Consider the following 6484-nt stretch of genomic DNA (forward strand, 5'->3'; position numbering starts at 1 on the left):
AGCTAAATCTGTTACAGTAGAATAATTTAAAATAAAATCGTTTTTACATCCGAATTTTTACTTTAGAATTATTATAAATGAACAATATTACAAAGCTTCCCATTAATTCTTTGGGCTATAATTTTATAAAAGATGAGTATCTGCCTGAAGGGAAAGATGAATATTATTTACGTAATCTGCAAAATCGAAATGGCACCAAATATAGGCATTTGAGCGCTTTTGAAATTGAAGTCTTGGTACGCAACAGAAATACAAGTGATAATTGGAACCATCTTTTGGTATCTGACCAGTTTAATCCTGAATTAGTAAAAAATTGTAGATTTTACGGATTAGTTCGTATTGGTAAATTAGAACCATTTTTTCTGGGGTTTAGTGACCTGAAGGTTTCTGTCGGACTATACGATAGTACGATTATTAGCAGTGATATCGGTGATAATAGTGTCATAAACAACGTCCATTATTTATCGCACTACGTGATTGGTGAAGAAGTTATTCTTACCAACATTAATGAGATGCAAACAACCGAAAAATGTAAATTTGGGAATGGTATTATTAAAGAAGGTGAAGACGAAAGTTCCCGTATTTGGTTAGAACTTTGTAACGAAAACGGAGGCCGAAAAATCTTACCATTCAATGGCATGCTTCCTGGTGATGCGTGGCTTTGGAGCAAATATCGGGATGATGAAAAACTTCTAAACAGATTTCAGGAGTTTACGGAAACAGAATTTAAAACCGCACGTGGTTTTTATGGAAAGGTCGGCGATAGAACGGTTATCAAAAATACCAACATCATCAAAGATGTGTGGATTGGTTCCGACGCATATATAAAGGGTGCCAACAAATTAAAGAACCTCACGATTAATTCAGGTAATGAAGGACGTACGCAAATTGGTGAAGGTTGCGAATTGGTGAATGGAAGTGTTGGATTTGGTAGTCGTATTTTTTATGGTGTAAAAGCCGTTCGTTTTGTAACTGCAGCACATACTCAACTTAAATACGGCGCGCGATTGATCAATTCCTATCTTGGTAGCAACGCTACAATTTCTTGTTGTGAAGTTTTAAACTCTTTAATTTTCCCTGGTCACGAACAGCATCACAATAATTCATTTTTATGTGCAGCTACAATAATGGGGCAAAGTAATATTCCTGCCGGTGCCACTATAGGGTCCAATCACAATTCACGCGGTGCGGATGGTGAAATACTTGCTGGAAGGGGATTTTGGCCTGCACTATGCGTGAGTCTAAAACATAATTCCAAGTTTGCAAGTTTTGCCATGTTGGCAAAAGGAGATTATAACTATGAATTGGATATCCCCCTACCCTTTTCTTTAATCAGTATTCATCCAGTTAGAAATTCATTGGTAATAATGCCTGGATATTGGTTTTTGTACAATATGTATGCTCTCGCGCGTAATGCATGGAAATATGTTGATAGGGATCAGCGTAATGAGAAATTACAATTAATTGAATACAACTTTTTAGCTCCCGACACGATTAACGAAATGTTTTCTACTTTAAAATCTTTGGAAATCTTTACGGGGCGGGCTTATTTTAAATCTATTCAAAAAGATAAAAAAAATACCGAGGAGGCCTGTTGTAAAAAAGGAAAAGAGCTTCTAAACGACGCTGCTGTAAACATAGAGGATTTTAGCGTACTGGCAGAAGGATATGAAAATAGTAAACGTCAGGTGGAAATAATAAAAGTGCAAAAAGCATATGATATTTTTAAAAAAATGATTGCATTTTATGGTTATCTACACTTATTTGATTTTCTAAAAAACGAAACAATCTCCACTTTTGGACAATGGCAAAAAACCATTTCAAAAAAACTACAAAGAAATGCATGGTTAAATGTTGGAGGCCAATTAATTCCTGAAAAGAATTTAGCTCAATTAAAAGAAAAGATTTATGCTCACAAAGTAAATTCTTGGGATGAACTTCATGCGCAATACCAGCTGGAAGGCGAAAAGTATGCAAAGGAAAAAACAAGCCATGCCTTAGCCTCTTTGGAAGAATTGTTCAACATTAAATTAATAAATCTTGATAAGGAGACTTTAATCAAATTTATTGATGACGCCGTTGCTACCAAAAAGTGGATGTTTGATGAAATAAAAAAGTCTCGGGAAAAAGACTATTCCAACCCTTTTAGAAAGATGATGTATAGCTCTCAAACTGAGATGGATAATGTCGTTGGTAAATTTTCTGATAATAGTTTCATCGCACAGCAAGAAATAGAATTGAAGCGCTTTATAGCGCAAAATAAGAAACTAAAGCAAGCTTGGAGTTGATACTATTTCAATAAATAAAATTGAAAAACAATCCGATTTTAATTAGTTTTAGTTCTTCAAGTACAAAGATTAATAAAAAAGGGTCCTTTAGTTTTACCAACTTTAATAAAATGCTATGTTACATCGCAGGAAATTCATTCAGCTAAGTTCATTAGGTGCCGGAAGTTTAATCGTTTCAAAAAGTTTCGGAATTACGTTAAAAAATAATAAAGTTACTAAGCCGGTAGTTGCGGCAACATGGAATACCGGTGTTGCGGCAAACATTGATGCCTGGAAGGTTTTAAGTGCTGGTGGAAGGGCCTTAGATGCTGTCGAAAAAGGCGTGATGGTTACTGAGTCTTCTATCAACTGTTGTGTAGGGCTTGGTGCGAACCCTGACAGAGATGGCTATGTAACATTGGATGCGTCCATAATGGATGAATTTGGAAACGCCGGTGCGGTTGCCGCAATAGAAAGGATTAAACATCCCATTTCAGTAGCGCGTAAAGTGATGGAAAATACACCTCATGTATTGCTTGTCGGCGAAGGCGCACAACAATTTGCCGTTTCACAAGGCTTCCCCTTGGAACCTCAAAAGCTTTCTCCGGAAGCTGCATTAGAATATAAAGAATGGTTGAAAACCTCACAATACAAGCCAAAAATAAATATTGAACAATCGGGTACAAATCCAACCGCTTTTGCACCATTAAAACTATCAAACGGCGATTGGAATCATGATACCATAGGTATGATTGCCATTGATGCTGCCGGTAATTTAAGCGGCAGTTGTACGACCAGCGGCATGGCATTTAAAATGCGTGGCCGTGTGGGAGATTCTCCGTTGATAGGCTCCGGATTATTTGTGGACAATGAAATTGGTGCTGCTGTATCGACTGGCTTGGGTGAAGAGGTGATAAAGACCGCTGGTACACATACGGTAGTTGAATATATGCGTCAAGGTTATCCTCCGGAAGAAGCTTGTAAAGCTGCAATACAAAGAGTTATAAAACGCAACGGTGTTGAAAAGGCAAAAACCTTTCAGGTAGCTTATATTGCCATTAACAAGCAAGGGCTTGTAGGCGGTTACGCGATTCAAAAAGGTTTCAACTATGCCGTTTACAGCAATGAAATAAACAACAAACTGATTGACTCAAAATATTTGTATTAATCAATTATACCAACGCTTCAAAAACCTACGATTCTCGTCGTAGGTTTTTTTTATTAAGATTACTTTGAAACGTAAAATCGAGGGAATACACTGGAAAATTTACCGCTTAAAATTGCCGTTTAAATAAGAATAAATACCGCTGACCGAAAAACGTTTTAAGTAAAATAAAAATAATTTAACCTTCGCATTGTAAAAATTTATTTGAACATTGACGCAACCCTTTAAAAAAATTGTGCGTCTTAAAAGTTACGATGCCTTAGACATTCAAGAAAAAATACATCCATGAAGATTTTGTTAGTCCTATGTTCACTTTTTTCTCTTTCAATCAGCGGATTCTCACAAACCGTCGTTTCTGGCAATATTAAAGACCAGACCGGGGCGCCTGTGGCTTTTGCGTTCGTGACTATTATAACGAGTGACTCATCTCATAAAAATATTGCCGCTAAAATTGCGGACACTTCCGGAAAATTTGAAATTACGCTAAAAGATAAAGGCCGGTATGTCATTCGCGCAACCGCAGTAGGTTTTGATGAAACAAGAAAAAACATATCGGTAAATCAAAGTTCTTCGCAAGTAGACTTAATAATGAAAAAGTCGATTAATAATTTACATGATGTTACCGTTAATGCCAGGCGACCAATTGTCGAAAGAAAAATAGATCGCCTTGTGATGAATGTAGAAAACAATCCCCTAGCAACCGGAAAGTCTTCTATGGAAACAATTGGTTTGGCACCGGGCGTACTGATTTATAACAATCAAATTCTTTTGAATGGAATTCCGGTTTCGAAAATTATGGTAAACGGAAAAATGTTGCAGTTGTCGGGAGACAACCTTACCAATTTTCTCAATTCGCTGCGCAGCGAGGATATAAAATCGATCGAGATTATGACGCATCCACCGGCAGAATATGACGCCGAGGGCGCCGGAGGCATCATTAATATCATTCTAAAAAAGGGTGGACAAACTGGCCTGAATGGGAGTATTTACGGAAATTTTTCGGAAATGAGTAAATATTTCAATTTTCCTGGAACCTCTGACGGAGCACAATTAAATTTCAAAAAAGGCAAAGTGGGTTTATTTGCCAATTATGATTATAACTACAGAAAACACTTTCAATATCTAACACAAAGCAGAAGTTTCAGCAATAATGGAACCTACACGGCTGAGGATAATGCCAATAAACATTCATCAAGCAACGATGTCCATACAGGCTTAACTTATGATATTACAGATAAGCAATATTTAGCAATTGATTATACGGGAAGTTTTTCCAACGACGCGGAAAACTGGATTGCGAAAAGCAAAGTAACGTACCCTTCCAACCCGACCAATAACAGCACCTCCAACGGTTCGTTTCCAAATGTATGGAGTGGAAAATACAACGACGTAGGATTAAATTATCATATACAAACAGATACGCTGGGGTCTTCATTTACCCTTTTGTCTGACTACACGCACAACGCAAATCAGGTAAACAATAGCGTTACGAATACAACAATTACAAACGATATTTCCACCGATACTGCTTACCGAAATTTTACACCTTCGGTTGCAAAAATCTTTACCGCCGATGCCAAATATTTAAAGGTATTCAACGCGGCAAGCAACTTAAGTTTTGGTGCGAAAATCAGCTCCACGAATATTAATAATGAAGCTAATTTTCAATATCAAAGCCCGTATGGAAGTCCGTGGATAAACAGCAATGACCAAAATTTTATTTACAATTACAAAGAAAATATTATTGCAGGTTATATTAACTACCAAGGGAAAATTTTAAACACCATTGTACAAGCTGGTTTGCGCGGCGAAAACACGCATTATTCAGGAACACTCTACGATACCGCGTATGCAAAAACCGGCAAAAATTATTTTGGATTGTTTCCTTCTCTGTTTTTAAAAAGGAATTTAAACAAGGCCGGCGACGAAAGTTTGACTTTTATATACACACGTCGTTTGAGTCGCCCTTCGTTTGACAATTTAAATCCGCATGTCGTGTATGTCGATAATTACACTACGGGTCGCGGCAATCCGTACCTACAACCCGAGTATGATAATTCATATGAAGTGAATTATACTTTAAAAAATAAATACACTTTTACCGCAAATTATTTTTATGCAAAAGATGTAATTATAAATGGCATTCACCCCGTTGCGGGAAGTCCCGATCAAATGACGCAGCAGCCGGTAAATTCAGGAACTTCAGACAAATGGATGTTGAGCGCATACATTCCGGTCAATATTACAAAATGGTGGACAACACAGGAGTATGCGGAATATGATTACAGGCATTTGAATGCACCGGGAGCATACAATTTCTCTAAAAACTTAGTTACGCTTTCTACCAATATGCAGTTTGATCTAGGGAAAAATTTAACGGCGAGTTTGCATGCGTTTTATCTTAACAGCATTATTTCCAATAATGCAATTCTCGATCATATTAGCGGAATGGATATTGCTTTGCAGAAGAAATTTTTCAATAAGCGTTTAACGTTAAAAGCAGCTCTGGACGATGTTTTCAGCACAGAAAATAATGTAAAAGGAACTTTCTATTATACCAACTTTAATTTAGATTTCAGCGACATTGAGCGAAAGCAAAAGTTCACGCTTGGCATTGTTTATAATTTTGATTTAGGAAAAGCTTTCAAGTCTCACAAAATTGAAAGCAGCAACGAAGAAGAGCAAAGCAGGTTGAAATAATGAATGGCTATAACGCAATTATCCTACTTAATAATACTTCGCAAGAAGCCCCGGTACAGCGTCGAATATTGCGCGGAGCATAGGGAAAAAATTACAACACTAACCCATAGCTATCATTAATCAACTTCAGGTTCGTCATTGCGATCGTGGCGAAGCAACCTCAGTAAATAATAACACACTCTCTTTTCTTAGTAAAATTTCTCCGTTACCCCTAAGCCAAACAAGGCGAAATCGTATTTTGCGGGATCCTCATTATCCAATTTTTTTAAATGATGGGTCAGTTCTACAGCGGCATTCCAGTCGGTTTGTTTTCTATCTAATAAATTTAATCTTTTAGCTACACGCGCTACGT

The 6484-nt window shown here is 37.0% G+C and carries 4 protein-coding genes; 3 read left to right on the forward strand and 1 reads right to left on the reverse strand.

Annotated features, from left to right (window positions below):
- The first annotated feature begins 77 nt into the window (after window positions 1-77).
- The 3 genes from ACQR30_RS04875 to ACQR30_RS04885 all read left to right on the forward strand — a co-directional run bounded on the left by ACQR30_RS04875 (window position 78) and on the right by ACQR30_RS04885 (window position 6132).
- Window positions 78-2288 carry a DUF4954 family protein gene (locus ACQR30_RS04875; protein WP_429732081.1) on the forward strand — a complete coding sequence of 737 codons (2211 nt, stop codon included), beginning with the start codon at window positions 78-80 and terminating at the stop codon, window positions 2286-2288.
- A 115-nt stretch (window positions 2289-2403) separates the two neighbouring features.
- Window positions 2404-3435 (forward strand): isoaspartyl peptidase/L-asparaginase family protein, encoded by a 1032-nt coding sequence (locus ACQR30_RS04880; protein WP_429732084.1) that lies wholly within the window; start codon window positions 2404-2406, stop codon window positions 3433-3435.
- Window positions 3436-3717: 282 nt separating this feature from the next.
- Entirely contained in the window at window positions 3718-6132 is a 2415-nt protein-coding gene (locus tag ACQR30_RS04885) for an outer membrane beta-barrel protein (protein ID WP_429732087.1), read from the forward strand.
- A gap of 188 nt (window positions 6133-6320) precedes the next feature.
- Here the strand turns inward: ACQR30_RS04885 and ACQR30_RS04890 are convergent.
- A partial coding sequence (locus ACQR30_RS04890; RefSeq protein WP_429732158.1) for a DUF2400 family protein occupies window positions 6321-6484 on the reverse strand: 164 nt, incomplete at its 5' end.

Source organism: Arachidicoccus sp. (assembly GCF_050436765.1).
In the GTDB taxonomy this organism is placed as follows: domain Bacteria; phylum Bacteroidota; class Bacteroidia; order Chitinophagales; family Chitinophagaceae; genus Arachidicoccus.